Here is a 13,212-nt window from a genome sequence, read left to right as displayed (position 1 = left end):
TTTACTTTCCCATGCAAGTTTTTCGGTATTCGTTCGGGGGAAGGCCGTATATTTTTTTGAAGCTTAGATAGTAGTTATCAATGCTGTTAAAACCAACTTTTTCCGCAATTTCATATGTCTTCAGTTTTCCTTCTTTCAGCAGCTCAAGCGACTTTTTTACCCGATACCCGTTAATATAAGGAATTAACATGGAGCCGGTTTGCTCCTTGAAAATTCTGCTGAGATAGCTGTTATTCAAACCGACATAACCGGCAAGTTCATCCAGCGTCAAATCATGGGCATAATTTTGGTGTATGTAGTCGATCACACGCTTGATTTTGTAGTTGGACGATGAGCTGTCTTCCGCCTGGCTCGCGGACAAATCCTCCAGCTCCTGTACAAGCATCCCATGCAAAAACTCGGCCCGCTCGGCTGACATAAGCTTCTGCACCCCGGCTGTCTCCGTCCCCGGATGGTCTTCCCGTAAATGCGATTGAATCAGGTAATGCAAATTGACGCACAGCTCCAATATTTCATGCCGGTCCGCCGGGCGCCGCTCTTTGATTGCCGCGAACATCTCATGGAGTATCTTCATCGCATCCGCCATTTTTTTCTCCGTTATGGCCTTCCTGATTCGCTGTTCGTAATGGGCAAGAGCCGCCCTGTCTTTTTCATTCCGGGAAGCGACCGGTTCGTAAACGGCAACGTTGCTTTGGACTTCGAAGAACAGCATTTCCGCCGCCTCCTGCGCTTCATGGTAAGCTTTTGGAATATCCAGAAGACGGGAATGCAGCCCGCTGATGCTGAAGCTGACATGAATATTCAAAAATTGCTTCAGCGTTTTTTCGACCTTGCGAAGCAGCCGCCAGCGCTCCTCCAAAATTTCATTCATGCTTCTCACATTGGAAAAGGATTTAAGAATGACAAACTCTTTCGGATTGGTCTGGAACAATTCCAGTTCGTCGTACCGGCTCAGCACTTCCTGCAAAATATTCAGAATGGAGAATCCGAGCAGATGCCCCATTCCCTTTTTATACCGCTCCATCACCTGTTCGTATTGATCGATATGCATCACAATGCAGCATACATTCGGCTGCTTCAGCTGCAGCTGATACTGTTCGGTCTTTTGGTCGATCTCCCATTTATGACGGATCACGCCGATAACCAAATCCCGCAAAAAGAGTGTTTTCAATTCGGAGCGGTTTTTCTCCTGCTGAACCGGAAACTGCCCCATATCAGCATATGGGCTGATCTGCTTCTGAATCCTGTCCAATGCTTCCAGCACCGCGGTCCGGGTCAGATTGGGCTTATGAATATAATCGCAGGCACCCAGCCTTAGCGCTTCCCTGGCATAGTCGAATTCGTTGTGACTGCTCAGGATAATCACTTTGCACGGGAATTTTCTTCGCTGCAGCTCCTGAAGCACGCTTAGTCCGTCAAGCACCGGCATCCGAATATCGAGAAATACGACATGAGGCTTCAGCTCTTCGATTTTTGCCAGCGCCTCCTCCCCATTGGCAGCTTCGCCTACGAGATTGTAGCCCTCCTGTTCCCAATCCAAAAAAGTCTTGAAGTTCACTCTGATAAACGTCTCATCGTCCACAATCATGATTCTCATACCGCTTCCTCCTTCCTTGGCCCATGGGGAACAGGATTTTGCTCCATTGCGGGAATACGAATGCACACTAATGTCCCTAACCCTTCCGTGCTGTCTATCACTACCCCATACTTTTCTCCGTAATGCAGCTTCAGTCTCCGCGACACGTTGCCGATGCCGATGGAATTTATCGTTTGATTATCGGACCACTCCCGCTCCAGCAGCTCATGAAGCCGCTCTTGGCCAATGCCTATCCCGTTATCTCTGATGATGAATTGAATGTCATTGTCATCCGTTTTTTCTACCCGAATGTTTAATTCGTAATGGCGGTCTTGCGAGGTAAAAGCATGAAATACCGCGTTTTCCACAAAAGGCTGAACCATAAATTTAAGGGTGCGATAGTGCAGCACATCCGGCGCAACTTCCATCTCGCAGTCAAATATGTTGTAATAGCGAAGCTGCAGCAATTCGACATAGCTGCGAATAAACGCCATTTCCTCTTCGATGGACACATACTCCTGCGTGCTTCGCGTAGAGAAAGACAAAACCTTGATCATATCGTCGATCGCTTCCGTAATGTTGTCGGCCATTTGCGCCTGGGACATCCATTTAATTACCGACAGCGTATTATAGATGAAATGGGGATTGATTTGGTTCTGCAGCGCGTTCAGTTCGGCGCTCCGCTTCTTTTTCTCCTCCAGCTTGATTCTTTCGATCAGATCTTTGATTTCCGCCGTCATCCGGTTAAAGGAACGGGATAAATGACCGACTTCATCCAGACTGTCCTGCCGGGCCGTCACGTCGAAATCTCCCCTCTCTACCTTGCGCATCAACCGGTTCAGTCTTCGGATCGGATTCGAAATGCTGCCGGACACCAGAAACGCAATAACAAATCCGACGGCAACCAGCAGCACAAACAGCAGCACGGTAAAGTCGCGCAGTTTATTGATCTCCGCAAACAGCTGATTACGGTGTACGACACTGTAAAATTGCCATCCCGAGACTTTGGACACGTGGCGGACGACATAATACTCCTTGCTGCCCGGCCCTATTTGCGATAAAGGTTCAATTAGGTTTTTCCCGACCATACCCGGCGTCGTGCTAAATATGACTGTTCCTTTCCCATCCATAATGACCTGATTGACATCCCGCTTGTCAGTCAGTCCGCTGAACAATTTCTCCAGCTGCTCAACCCTGAAATTGACCAGCAGCACGCCAATCTTCCGGTACGAATCCGCATCGATCAACACCCGGCCGACCGACAGCATCTTCCGCGGCTTGGCATACATCTGCTTTTCCTCATGCAGGCCGAGCAGAACAGGCTTATCCGCATTGTTATGAATCTGCTGGTACCACGGTTCATGAACCGGAGTGTACTTGTAGTTAAAGGTCGTATTATACCCTCTGCGGTAAATCAACGAGCTGTTTTGCGGATAAATCAGGATCGAATCGATACTCGGATTGAATGTCATTAAATTTTTGAAAACACCGTCGCTGATATAGCGGAAATCCATGCTTTTTTCAAATGTTTCATAGGTGGCGCGGGAATAATCCTTGGCCAAAATCCCCATCAGCTTCTCGTCATAAAAAGGCTGCTCCGAAGATTTGATCATATTGTTGATAAAATTGTCTGCGGTCGACATCATTTGGAGGTTCGTTTCCTCAAACGACTTGACAATGCGGGTCTCAAAGATCGAAATGGCGTATGTATAAAAAGAAATACTGATCGCCAAAAGCGGAACAATCATCAAGAGCGCATAGGTGAGAAACATTTTCTGCCGGATACTGCGATCTTGGAATCGCTTCCATTTCAGCATGATCCACCCTCCGTTTTTGGTAGAAATAAGGCGGTATATGACGAAATCATATTCGATCCGACTGCTTTTTAGCAACCAAGATTTTGGAAAATCCTTCAATAGAAAAAGTATGCGACAGCTGAACCTGTCACTGGGAGTCCGATTCAGCCTGCATACAGATGCACTAATCTATGATCTAGAATGAATTTATGATCAGCTGATCCTTCAGCGCGTATGGACGGCCGTGTATAAGAATGTTCATTTCCCGCAGATCGCTTCCCGCGTTTGCTTCGGAAGATATACGTTCTACTACCAGCTGATCGCGCGTGACCGTCACCTGCAGCCGTACGCCCTGCCAGTACAGCGGGAAGGACAGCCGCTCCCAGGCATTGGGCAGCATCGGATTCAGCCGAAGCATTCCTTCCCAGGAACGAACGCCGCCAAAGCCCATGATGGCTGCCTTCCAAATGCCCCCGATCGAAGCAGCGTGAATCCCTTCATCGCAGCTGTGCATATTCGTACCGAGGTCGATCCGCGCCGCCTTGGCAAACATTTCATATGCAAGGTCCAGATCATGAACATCGCAGGCCAGCAAACTGTGAGTCGAAAGGCTGAGCGAGGAGTCATGCAGCGTTTTGGGTTCGTAATAATGCCAGTTGGCCGCTTTGACCTCTTTGGAAAACCAATCCTCCAGCAAGTAAAACAAGACGAGAATGTCCGCCTGCTTGGATACCTGAATATCGCTGAGCTGCGTCATGCTGTAGTCGGCGAGAATGGAAGCCACCTGCTCCTGATTTCTGTACTTTTCCAAATCAATGACCTGCAACTCCAAATAAGTATCATCCTGCGGGATAAGGAGCGACTCTGCATCAGGCTGCGGCAAATAAATGCGCTGGGCTTTTTCCTCCCATTCCTTCAAACGTTCGTTAAGCGAAAGTTTTTGTTCCAGACGAGTGTAAACCTCATTGCCAGTCTGCATTAACCGGCGGGTACATTCGATAGCCTTCTTGATATTCCAATAGGCCATGTAGTTGGTGTACGCATTATTGCTTACATGCTCCTTATATTCATCCGGACCGATCACATCCGTGATGTGGTACCGCTGCTTCTCTTCATTCCACTCCAGCCGGCTGGCCCAGAAAGTCGCGGTTTCCATCACGATTTCATAACCATAGCGGTCCATATACTCCTGGTCGCCCGTTGCCTGATAATAATGCCATGCTCCATAAGCAACGTCTGCGGTAATATGCTGCTCGATTTTTCCCGTCCAAATATACGTCGGCGTGCCAGTCACGACATCGACGGGTCCCCACTCCGGCGTTTCCTCTTCTCCCGTAACAGCCGATTCCCAAGGATACATTGCGCCGCGATACCCGCGGTCAAGCGCATTTTTTCTGGCGCCATTCAGGGTATGATACCGGTATTCCGCAAGCTTGCGCGCCGTCCCCGGTTCGGTGTACAGGAAGTAAGGGAGAATGAAAATCTCCGTATCCCAGAACACATGCCCTTTATAACCTTCACCCGTCAGTCCCTTGGCACCGATCGAGAAGCGGCTGTCATGGGCAGGCGTCATGATCGCGAGATGGTACTGGGCAAAACGGATGGACAACTGATCAAAGTCATCGCTGCTGCCGATTTCGATGCCGGTACTCTCCCAGCGGCGCTGCCATGCCTGAGCATGATCTTCAAACAGCTGATCGTAACCTTTGCATGCGGCTGCAAGCAGGTTATCTCTGGCGAATTCAGCAAGCGGCGGTCTGCCGTTCTGCTCCCCTGTCCAGTCGGCATCGATGCTTGTATGGACCGAAGCGATTTTATCGAGCGAAATGGTCTCGCCAGCGTCGGCCTGTACCCGGTATGTCAGCCGCACTTTGCGGCGTTCCATGCTTGGCGATGGGTAAGCCTGAAGGCGTGTCCCTCTCCGGTACAACTGATGCGCGGAAGTATGCACGAACTCCATGTTCGATTGCGAGGTTACGGCAGTCAGCTGCAGCAGTTCTTTCTCGAATATCCGGCGCTCTCCTTCAAGAAAATGCTGTGCGCCCGAGTTCGTCATTTGCCCGTTAATCCCGGAAACGATGGAAATCTCGGCAGGTTGCGTGAGCGGCGTAATTTCCACCCTCATCCCCAGCAGATGCAGGTTGCTCATTGATACAAAACGCCTGAAACAAAGCTTGAACTGCGCTCCCTGCCCATCCTCCCAGACGATGTCGCGGCGAAGCTCGCCCTGCCGCAGATCAAGCTCCCGGCGGTAGCTGTGAATCATTCCCTTTTCCAAATGAAAAGGGATGCCGTTCAAGCGAATGTCAAGCTGAAGCATATCCGCGGCATTCGGCAGCTCGGTCACCTCCTGATTCGCAAAGCGGTTAAACGTGCCGGCAACAAACAAATTGCGCCGTTCTCCCGCATAACTTTCTTCCGTTGCCGCCCGAAGTCCCATATAGCCGTTGCCTTGGCTGAAAATCGTTTCGAATTTAGCCAAATATCTGGCATCAAAAGCAGTTTCCGAGATGACCCATCCATTCTGAAGCGCGTCTTTTGCTTTATATCCGATCAAGTTTCTTCCCCCTATCTATCCTCTACTTCGAATCGGTTTATCCTTTCAGGCCCGTGGTGGCAATCCCTTGCTCCATCTGGCGCTGGAAAATCAGGAATACGATGATGATCGGCACGGTCAGCAGCACAACGCCGGTCATCGTCAGGTTCGGCCATTCAAAATAACGGTTTTTAAGCGTGTTCAGACCGACTGTCAGCACGTACCAGCGGCTGTCGTTCACGAGCGTAACCGGCCATACGAAGGAGTTCCATGTTCCGGTAAAGCTGAAAATAATCTGTGTACCGAGCGCGCCTTTGGATAACGGCAGCATGATCCGGAAGAAAATGCTGATTTTGTTTAACCCGTCGACCTCCGCGGCCTCCTCCAGCTCTTTCGGAATCGTCAAAAAGAACTGGCGCATCAAAAAGACGAGAAATCCTTGGAACAGGAACGGAATGATCAAGCCATAATAACTGTTCATCCATTTCAAATCGACGATCATGGAGAAAATCGGAATAATCATGACCTGGTAAGGAACCATCATCATCCCGATGATCAAGAAAAACACGACTCCTCTCCCCTTATAATTCAAACGGGCCAAAGAATAAGCAGCCATCGTGTTGACAATCAGGTTCCCTATCAAAATGCCGAGTGTTACGATAATGGAGTTTTTGTACCAGATCAGCAGATCCGAATTCACGAAAACGTCCTTGTAGTTCTCAAACGTCCATTTCGTAGGTATTACCAAATGGCCGATGTCCGCTTTGGACAAAAGCGACGTATAAATCGCATAACCGAACGGCACGATGAAAAATATGGAGAAAACGATCAGCAACAGATATCGGAAGAAGCTATGTTTACGGTTTTCCATGTTTAGATCTCCTCCCGGATAAAGCGTTTTTGCAGCATGGACAGCGTTATGATAATCGCGAAGATAATAAATGCAGCCGCACTGCCGTAGCCGGAACGGTTATAGCTGAACGCCTGGCTGTAGAAGTACGTCACGATGGTGCTTGTTGCGCCGGCGGGGCTGCCCAGAGATCCGTTTCTCGCGAGCGCATACGGTTGGTCGAACAATTGCATGACATTGATAATCCCGGACATGATGACCAGGAAAGTTACCGGCTTCAGCATCGGTACGGTAAGCCTCCAGAATTGCTGCCAGCCATTAGCGCCATCAACGCGGCCCGCTTCATATATATCGTTAGGAATCGTTTGCAGCCCCCCAAGATATACCACCATATAAAAGCCTACATAAGTCCAAATCGTTAAGATCATCAGAAACGGAAGCGCATATTTCACGTCCGCGTACCAGGAAATGTCCGGGAATCCAAGCCAAACCAGCGCTTTAGTGACAATCCCGTCGTGCTGCATGAACAAATACATAAATACGGTCGTCACGGCAATCGTGGACGTAATGTAAGGCATGTAATACAAAGTGCGGAACACGCCTTTCATCCGCTTGACCTTGTTCAAATTGACCGCAATCACGAGCGCGATGAGCGCCTGCAGCGGCACCGCCACGACTGTCAGCAGCGCGGAATGGCTTAAGGCGGTCCAAAAATCCTTATCCTTAACAATTTCGATATAGTTGCCGAGACCGACAAACTTGGCCGCATCCGGGTTCAAAAAACTGATATCCTGCAAGCTGTAAATAAACGATTGAATCAGAGGATAATAAAACCAGATTCCCATCAAAATCAGGATGGGGGCTACAAACAAATAGCCAACAAACGTCGATGAACTTCCCAGCCTGCCCAGCCTGGCATGTAAGCTCCTGTTCGGTTTAATCATGGAGCGCTGTGTGTCTATTTTCGGCTTCATGTTGTTACTCCTTCCGCTTTACGAAACCCTTTTTCGTAAGATAGTCCGACTCCCCGCCCTCGCTTTCAGAGAAAGCAAAGAATCTATATTCATCATAAAAAGGGAGCCCCTAGACTGAAATAGAGGATATTTACAACACTCCGAGGATTTTTACATTTGCGATTTCTTTGGAGGTATGGAACATAAGAAAGTCTCAAGCTGCAGCGAGTGCAGAATGAGACCGGAGTGGGGAGCTTTGCAGTTGTGAACATAAAACCGTGCATCTATGAGGGATGTGACCTAGTGAAGATCCAGTTCACATCATGGGCAGACAACTTTCAATCCACGCATCCGCATAGGATGCGACGGGTTCAGGTCGAGGCATTGATGGCTTCCATCTAAAACTTTCAATCCACGCATCCACATAGGATGCGACTGTTGTTACTGCAAGAGATACAAATAATCTCCAATCTTTCAATCCACGCATCTGCATAGGATGCGACGTGGTCATAATTTTTGGTACTACCGGGATGGTTGGCTTCCGCATAGGATGCGACGGAATTACATCACGTGAGCAGTCCAAGGCAAACTATCTTTCAATCCACGCATCCGCATAGGATGCGACGAGTCACATCATTTCCATTTCCGATCAGCATCGATACCTTTCAATCCACGCATCCGCATAGGATGCGACTAGGCCTTAACCAACTTTTAGGGAGCCCGAGATCACTTTCAATCCACGCATCCGCATAGGATGCGACGAGCGAGTGGCTACGCGTCTCCAAACGCAAGGGGTCTTTCAATCCACGCATCCGCATAGGATGCGACTGCTTCAAATGGATCAGTTCCAGCAACTTCTTGACTTTCAATCCACGCATCCACATAGGATGCGACAAGGCGGTGAATCTAGAGGTAAATTGTACCACGACCTTTCAATCCACGCATCCACATAGGATGCGACTAGGCCTTAACCAACTTTTAGGGAGCCCGAGATCACTTTCAATCCACGCATCCGCATAGGATGCGACTGCTTCAAATGGATCAGTTCCAGCAACTTCTTGACTTTCAATCCACGCATCCACATAGGATGCGACAAGGCGGTGAATCTAGAGGTAAATTGTACCACGACCTTTCAATCCACGCATCCACATAGGATGCGACGGTCGTACTGGTGGTACTTTGCGTGTTGATGTGCTTTCAATCCACGCATCCACATAGGATGCGACACGTTTGATTTTTTCTAGCTCTGTTCTGCTGATATCTTTCAATCCACGCATCCACATAGGATGCGACAGTAAAGTTTGAGAATACCAACGATAACATTCAACTTTCAATCCACGCATCCACATAGGATGCGACGATTTCCCGCAGCTGCGAATTCCTGGCTGTCTCCTTTCAATCCACGCATCCACATAGGATGCGACTACAAAAACGGCCAGGGCGTTCCAGTACCCGCGGACTTTCAATCCACGCATCCACATAGGATGCGACGCGGATCAATGCCGCAATCGAAGCAGCTGCTCACTTTCAATCCACGCATCCACATAGGATGCGACAACGTTACTAAACGGGGGCCGGGCGCTCCTAAAGGCTTTCAATCCACGCATCCACATAGGATGCGACGAAAATGACCGACGTTGTTAAACCGGATGATATCTTTCAATCCACGCATCCACATAGGATGCGACCAGCTCATCAGCATCTTTGGCAGATGAGCAGTCCACTTTCAATCCACGCATCCACATAGGATGCGACTAGGCCGTGCGTAGGAGGGTTTGACTTATCTCAATCGCTTTCAATCCACGCATCCACATAGGATGCGACTGGACACCAATACAAATTTTGCAAATCAAATCAGTCTTTCAATCCACGCATCCACATAGGATGCGACCGTAAAACGTGCGGCAGGGTTGCCGTTTGCAACATTTCTTTCAATCCACGCATCCACATAGGATGCGACAAGTTGATCAAACCAAGATTCGAAACTAATGGTTCTTTCAATCCACGCATCCACATAGGATGCGACGGCATGTAAAATTCCATTTATTATTCTCCCTTTTTGCTTTCAATCCACGCATCCACATAGGATGCGACTACCTCGCTCCATATACTGGATCCGGCGTATGTTCTTTCAATCCACGCATCCACATAGGATGCGACAAGATCAACTCGTAAAGCTCCAGGATGATGCCGACCTTTCAATCCACGCATCCACATAGGATGCGACCACTTTTTAAAAAGGACGATGGGGGAGAAGGAGGTCTTTCAATCCACGCATCCACATAGGATGCGACTGGTAACCAGCTTGTGAAACAAACCAAGAAGAGTGCTTTCAATCCACGCATCCACATAGGATGCGACCCAATAACATTCTAGTAATTGTACTAAAATCATATGCTTTCAATCCACGCATCCACATAGGATGCGACATGATAGACCGTCTCAGGTGCGCCAATGGATACCTTTCAATCCACGCATCCACATAGGATGCGACTCCGATTTTCAAGTAAAAAAGCCTGAAAACCAGTACTTTTTTGTCGAAAACATACTTGTTTACGAACACTTATATACATAAAATAACATTTATGGATAAATATCAAGATATTTCTGGTGCGAATCCCCCGGGAAATGCATGTGCACTTGGGGTTCGCACCGTCAAATTACTATAGAATCAATGGACCTTCAAGATCCAGGGATTCTTTAACTCCAAAATGCTCCACCTTGTTTTTGTAATTGTTGCCAAGCTGATAGAACCTGATACTGTCCTGTTCTTGGTCGATAACTTCCATCAGTTTTATTTTTAAAAGAGCAAACTCAGTTGCATCTACGATGCATTCAAATACCGAATTTTGAACTCTTTGGCCGTAGTTTTGGCATAGCTTTGCAACTCGGCGCAATCTTTGCTGCCCGGTCATGCTTGTTGTCTTTACATCATATGTGACTAGAACTAACAAATCAAACACCTACTTCCATAAAAATGGAGGGTATTCATCCAGATCGCCGCGCAAATAACGCGCCAGTAGCAATGCTTGAGCATGCGGAACCAGTCCCCAGCTTATTTTCTCGCCCAAATACGGATGCTCTATTTTCTCTTGCTTTTTATTTTGCCATGCCGCTAAAAATTTCTTCCTGGCCTCATCTGTCATCAAAACAGCGCCGTTTTCTTTTGTATAAAAATCATCCTTGTTTACAATCTTCTTATTGATCAAGGTCAAAACAAATTTGTCAGCGTAGACTCCCCGCAGCTCTTCCATAACATCAAGTGCCAAAGATGCCCGCCCGGGACGATCCCGGTGCAGGAATCCAACATAGGCATCCAGCCCAACCGCTTCCAGGGCGGCAGCCATATCATTTGCCAGCAATGTGTACGCCAGAGAAAGCATCGCATTCATATTATCCAGCGGAGGCCTACGAGAGCGGGAACGAAAATAAAAATCGTCTGTCTGCTGCAAAATCATTTGTCCCAGCGCCTTATTGTAGCTGAATGCAGCTTGTCCTTCCAATCCTCTTAACCGCTCTAGGTCCTCGCACGCTCTTACATCTAAAATAATGGATGATAGCTGCCCGGAAATTTCCTTGAATTCAGCCACATTAATTCGAAGCGGATAGTCGCGAGTCATTCGCTCAATTATCCATTTGTGGTTATATATTTTGCCGATAATAAAGTTGCGGGCAGTTTTTACAGACAAAGATTCATCCGCAGAGATAAGATACTGCTTCTTACGCAACACCACATTCCCTTTGCTTTGTCCAATAACACGAGCCAAAAACCTCCCGCTCATCGTCATAAATGTGATCGCTATATTCCGCTCCGCACAATACCCCATTAGTGCCGGACTGGCGCCCGTATAACCAAAAGCGACAATAGATTCCAGATTGTGCAGCGGCAAACGTCCAACCTTCTCTTGTTCCTTCAGCAACACAATATTATCCCCGTCCAGTGATAAATATATATCTGGTTGCGTGACATATAACGTATTAAGAAGACGCTTCATCCCGGATCTTCCCTTCTATATAGCTTCGCACAGTCCGTTTTGTCATTAGGGATGGCAAGCAAATGGAATGGAGCGAACAATTTTTGCAAAATGGACCAGTTTTAACTTTGGGAGTATGGCCACGCTTATAATAATCATGCATCTCAGCCACAACCGATCTGACTTTTTGTTTTACGTCATCCGTTAGTGACACTTCAACCCTATGTTTCAGTTCTTGGTAAAAAATAAAGCCCATCTGTACTTCACATAGCAGCATCTCCTCGAGACAGATTGCCTGAGCAGCCAATTGCAGCACATCCGACTCATCCGTTTTAGGCTTGCCGCGTTTATACTCAACCGGGAAAACTAAATATTTGCCCTCGGCTCCATTAATCTCTACTCCACGGCTATCTTGTACGAACTCGACCACATCGCAAATGCCGCTCATCTTCAGTTCATGCGACTTGACAGACATCGCGCGGACGACAAGTTTATCGCCGCGCTTTTCTCTCGTAAACGGTTGGTCTGCATTGCGGTGGAGATACTGCCCTTCGATCGTCTTTACATTCTCTTCCCATTGTTGTTCGATATGAATGAGTGCCCATTGCCGCTTGCAGAATTGAAAATGCTGGATGCCAGACAGCATCAAATAATCATCTTCATCATTATAGGCCATCCAGAATCTCAACCTTCAGACCATCAAGCTCCGTGAGTTCAATAACATATTCATCAAAAGATTTTGGTTCCTCAACACGTGGTTCTACGGTTAATGAACGATGTACTTTGGCGGAAGAGTATTGACCCAATTTTGAATTATGTTCCCACCAGTATACCTTATGAATCTCCATACTTCCGTCCGGTCTGGCTGCCGATGCATCATTTTCAAACAATGTTACCAGCGCTTCTTTGATCTTGTTTGCATCTTCGTTTGAGAAGCCTGTCTTTTCAGCCAGTTGAGTATTGATGCTGCCATAAAAAACGTATACACCAAAATCCACGCGATGCTTCATCCCCATCGTATCCGATCCCCGGTCCTTCCCCGGCTCCGAGTTCACGCTTTTCGTGATCTGCATACTGGTAATATCAATTGGTAAAACGCTGGTCGCCGTATGAATTGATACAGGGCCTCTCACACCTACGGATACGCCTTTATCCGCCCCACCCTTAAACGCGAACACCTGCCCAAAGCTGCGGACATCGATCCAGGACTCACATGCGATTTTAGCAAAATCATCGCCTGATGCTGTCTTTGATTTCAGTATTTTATTCAGTTCCTCATTCGCATCGGCACGTTCTCTTAAGCTGCTGAACGCATCGGTTTTTCGGTCATTAGATTGTACAAAAATCGGTTCTCCCATATCCTGCAGCCTGTTTCGGATTTTCCGTTTAATCGCCACATCCGATATTTCTCCATGCCCGTCATAATTTTGTCTTGGACGATTACCGTTTAACGGGTCTCCATTGGGATTAGCGCCTTTTACAGATAACACGACGGCAAAATCGATTTTATGATCTAATACTGACATC

Annotated in this window: 9 protein-coding genes and 1 CRISPR repeat array; all 9 genes read right to left on the bottom strand. The window is 47.7% G+C overall.

All coding sequences use genetic code 11. The features are described 5' to 3' along the window. Position 1: 1 nt before the first annotated feature. Positions 2-1,597, bottom strand: coding sequence for a response regulator (locus L6442_RS05660; RefSeq protein ID WP_212977709.1), 1,596 nt, complete (start codon positions 1,595-1,597; stop codon positions 2-4). Further along, positions 1,594-3,393 (bottom strand): sensor histidine kinase, encoded by a 1,800-nt coding sequence (locus L6442_RS05655; RefSeq protein ID WP_212977710.1) that lies wholly within the window; start codon positions 3,391-3,393, stop codon positions 1,594-1,596. Before L6442_RS05655 ends, L6442_RS05660 begins: the two co-directional genes overlap by 4 nt. Before the next feature lie 175 nt (positions 3,394-3,568). Then, positions 3,569-5,929, bottom strand: a complete 2,361-nt coding sequence (locus tag L6442_RS05650; RefSeq protein WP_212977711.1) for a glycoside hydrolase family 65 protein — start codon at positions 5,927-5,929, stop codon at positions 3,569-3,571. Between the two features lie 37 nt (positions 5,930-5,966). Further along, positions 5,967-6,779 (bottom strand): carbohydrate ABC transporter permease, encoded by an 813-nt coding sequence (locus tag L6442_RS05645; protein WP_194231974.1) that lies wholly within the window; start codon positions 6,777-6,779, stop codon positions 5,967-5,969. A 2-nt stretch (positions 6,780-6,781) separates the two neighbouring features. After that, complete coding sequence (locus L6442_RS05640) at positions 6,782-7,732, bottom strand: carbohydrate ABC transporter permease (protein ID WP_212977712.1); 951 nt, start codon at positions 7,730-7,732, stop codon at positions 6,782-6,784. A gap of 571 nt (positions 7,733-8,303) precedes the next feature. Further along, positions 8,304-10,205: direct repeats of the CRISPR family, unit length 32 nt; unit sequence CTTTCAATCCACGCATCCACATAGGATGCGAC. A gap of 169 nt (positions 10,206-10,374) precedes the next feature. After that, positions 10,375-10,665: a CRISPR-associated endonuclease Cas2 gene (cas2, locus tag L6442_RS05635; RefSeq protein ID WP_212977713.1), complete on the bottom strand. Its 291-nt coding sequence runs from the start codon at positions 10,663-10,665 to the stop codon at positions 10,375-10,377. Positions 10,666-10,674: 9 nt separating this feature from the next. Next, entirely contained in the window at positions 10,675-11,706 is a 1,032-nt protein-coding gene (gene cas1c / locus L6442_RS05630; protein WP_212977714.1) for a type I-C CRISPR-associated endonuclease Cas1c, read from the bottom strand. After that, a complete protein-coding gene (cas4, locus tag L6442_RS05625) occupies positions 11,690-12,361 on the bottom strand; it encodes a CRISPR-associated protein Cas4 (RefSeq protein WP_212977715.1) in 672 nt (223 codons plus the stop codon). Before cas4 ends, cas1c begins: the two co-directional genes overlap by 17 nt. Next, complete coding sequence (cas7c, locus tag L6442_RS05620) at positions 12,351-13,211, bottom strand: type I-C CRISPR-associated protein Cas7/Csd2 (RefSeq protein ID WP_212977716.1); 861 nt, start codon at positions 13,209-13,211, stop codon at positions 12,351-12,353. Before cas7c ends, cas4 begins: the two co-directional genes overlap by 11 nt. Position 13,212: the final 1 nt, after the last annotated feature.

Origin of the sequence: Paenibacillus azoreducens (genome assembly GCF_021654775.1) — a bacterium.
GTDB lineage: Bacteria > Bacillota > Bacilli > Paenibacillales > Paenibacillaceae > Paenibacillus_AQ > Paenibacillus_AQ azoreducens.
The sequence above is the reverse complement of the archived record's forward strand: the minus strand, read 5'-3'. Positions and strand labels throughout refer to the sequence as shown.